The organism is Kitasatospora sp. NPDC007106 (assembly GCF_040634455.1).
Lineage (GTDB): Bacteria > Actinomycetota > Actinomycetes > Streptomycetales > Streptomycetaceae > Kitasatospora > Kitasatospora arboriphila.
Window position 1 is genome coordinate 1 of sequence record NZ_JBEYFP010000977.1, and the last position, 2,050, is coordinate 2,050.

Annotated in this window: 3 protein-coding genes; 2 read left to right on the forward strand and 1 reads right to left on the reverse strand. The window is 75.2% G+C overall.

What is annotated here, in order from left to right; translation table 11 throughout:
• Window positions 1-780: cyclase family protein (locus tag ABZ641_RS34695; protein WP_359988339.1), on the forward strand; the 780-nt coding region annotated here is incomplete at its 5' end.
• Window positions 781-789: 9 nt separating this feature from the next.
• Here the strand turns inward: ABZ641_RS34695 and ABZ641_RS34700 are convergent.
• Window positions 790-1,752 carry a 2-hydroxyacid dehydrogenase gene (locus ABZ641_RS34700; protein ID WP_344623148.1) on the reverse strand — a complete coding sequence of 321 codons (963 nt, stop codon included), beginning with the start codon at window positions 1,750-1,752 and terminating at the stop codon, window positions 790-792.
• A gap of 87 nt (window positions 1,753-1,839) precedes the next feature.
• On the opposite strand from ABZ641_RS34700, the gene ABZ641_RS34705 reads away from it, so the two are divergent.
• Window positions 1,840-2,050, forward strand: a 211-nt coding sequence (locus ABZ641_RS34705; RefSeq protein WP_359988341.1) for a shikimate kinase, incomplete at its 3' end; no start/stop codon positions are given.

The following is a 2,050-nucleotide window of genomic DNA, read 5'->3' on the forward strand; positions in this document are numbered from 1 at the left end:
GGCCGTCACGTGAGCCTGGCGGCAACCGTGGCGACCCGCGCGAGGCCGGACAATCCCGAGCCCGCCCACCACCCGATGACCGGCGCGGTCGCCGGGCACCTGCGCGGGCAGGGGCTGGAGTTCGCCCGGGACCGGATCGAGATGAACGTGCACGGGGACGCCGACAGCCACCTCGACGCGCTGTGCCACGTCGTCTACGACGGCACGCTGTACGGCGGCGTCCCCGCGGCCACGCTGACCGCGACCGGTGCCGAGGCGCTCTCCGTCGGCCTCGCCGGGGCGGGAATCGTCGGCCGCGGGGTGCTGCTGGACATCCCCGGGCTGCGCGGGGTGCCCTGGCTGGAGCCCGGGGAGCACGTGACGGCCGAGGAGCTGCTGGCCGCCGAGGAGGCCCAGGGCGTGCGCTTCGGCGAGGGCGACCTGCTCCTCGTCCGCGTCGGCCACCGGCGGCGGCGACGGGAGATGGGGGCGTGGGACGCGGCCGCCGCCCGGGCCGGCCTGCATCCGAGCGCGGTGGAACTGCTGGCCGAGCGGCGGATCGCGGTACTGGGCAGCGACAGCAACAACGACTGCGCGCCCAGCCCGGTCGACGGAGTCGGCTTCCCCGTCCACGTGCTCGCCGTCCACGCACTGGGCGTCCACCTGCTCGACTACCTGCAGTTCGAGGACCTGCTGCCGCTCTGCGCCGAGGAGGGCCGCTGGTCGTTCCTCTGCGTGGTCGCACCCCTGCGGCTGGTCGGCGGAACGGGCTCCCCGGTCAGCCCGATCGCGGTGCTCTGACCCCTCCGGCTACCGCCCGGGCGCACCGGCAGGGCCCGGCACCACGTTCACCGGCGCGAGCCCTGCCGTGAAGCGCGCGAGCTGCGAGCGCACCAGCTCCCGGGCGCGCGGTTCGAAGGCCGAGCTGTTCCCGCCGACATGAGGAGTGATCAGGACGTTCGGTGCGGACCAGAGCGGATGGCCGGTCGGCAGCGGTTCGGGATCGGTGACGTCCAGCGCCGCAGCCAGCCGCCCGCTGCGCAGCTCGCGCAGCAGCGCACCGGTGTCCACCACCGGTCCGCGGGCCACGTTCACCAGCAGGGCGCCGTCCTTCATCCGGGACAGGAATCCGGCATCGACCAGCCCGCGGGTCTCCGGCACGAGCGGGACGGTCAGCACCACGACGTCCGCCGCACCGAGCAGGCCCGGCAGCTCCCCGAACGCGTGCACCGGACCGCCCGGGCCCTCCCGGGCGGTCCGCGCCACCCGGACGACCTCGCACTCGAAGGCCGCGAGCCGCGCCTCCACCGCCGTGCCGATCGATCCGTGGCCGACGATCAGGACCGTCCGGCCGGCCAGGGCGGGACGGAACCCGCCCGACCACCGCCCGGCCTGCTGGGCGACCGCGAATCCGGGGATCCCGCGCAACGAGGCCAGCACCAGCGTCACCGCCAGCTCCGCCGTGCTCGCGTCGTGCACCCCGCGCGCGTTGCACAGCGTCACGCCCGCGGGCACGTGCGGTGCCAGGTCGTCGACACCGGCGCTGAGCGACTGCAGCACCCGCAAGCGCGGCATCCGGGCCAGCAGCGGCCGGGCGGCCGCCGTGAAGGTGTACGGGATCACGAAGAACTCGACCGACCCGAGCACGTCCGCCCCCGGCGGACCGCCCGTGCCGTCCCAGACCGCGGCGGTCCAGCCCCCGGGCAGCCCGCCCACCTCGCCGGGCGCCCAGGGCAGCAGCACGCGCGGACCGCTCACGACGCCGCCGGGCATGTCATCTCCTGCGGGAGCCGGGCCTGCACACGACAGTGGACGTGCACCAGTGTCACACGGTGCCCGCCGACCGGCAGGGAGACGTGCATGGAAGCAGCACCCGCGCCCCTCGTGGTCGTCGTCATGGGGGTCTCCTCCTCGGGGAAGAGCACGCTCGGATCCGCCCTGGCCGCCCGTCTCGGCGTGCCGTTCCTGGAGGGCGACGCACTCCACAGCCCGGAGAACGTCCACAAGATGGCCGCCGCCCTCGATGATCACCATACGCCCCCGCAGTGCCGAGGCCTGCCGCTCGGCGAGC